The organism is Actinospica acidithermotolerans (genome assembly GCF_018139625.1).
GTDB classification, from domain to species: domain Bacteria; phylum Actinomycetota; class Actinomycetes; order Streptomycetales; family Catenulisporaceae; genus Actinospica; species Actinospica acidithermotolerans.
Genome location: NZ_JAGSOH010000350.1, coordinates 1 through 450, shown reverse-complemented (window position 1 = coordinate 450; position 450 = coordinate 1). Strand labels below are relative to the sequence as shown.

The 450-nt window shown below is 37.6% G+C and carries 1 protein-coding gene; it reads left to right on the top strand.

Annotated elements, in window-relative coordinates:
- A partial coding sequence (locus tag KDK95_RS38945; RefSeq protein WP_282971773.1) for a Na+/H+ antiporter NhaC family protein occupies nt 1-450 on the top strand: 450 nt, incomplete at both ends.

Here is a 450-nt window from a genome sequence, read left to right as displayed (position 1 = left end):
ATTTTAGTATTGGTATTAGCATTATTAGGTGTAAATGTCATTATCGTATTGATTGGCGGAACATTATTAGCCGGAATCATTGGTCTCATAGATGGTTCATTCGGTTGGATGGGGCTACTAGATGCAGTGTCCAAAGGTATTATAAGCATGGAAGATATTGCTATGATTGCGTTGCTAATTGGTGGTTTAGTCGGTATTATTCAACACAATGGTGGTATTGAATGGTTGTTGCAATTCGTTCGCTCTAAAGTGAAATCAAAGCGTGGCGCAGAATTAGGAATTGCGAGTTTGGTAAGTGTCGCAGATATTGCCACGGCAAACAACACCATCTCTATTATTATGTCAGGTCCTTTAGCTAAAAATATTGCAGATGAATATGATGTAGATTCAAGGAAATCAGCAAGTATTCTTGATATATTTGGAGGCTGCTTCCAAGGTTTATTACCATAT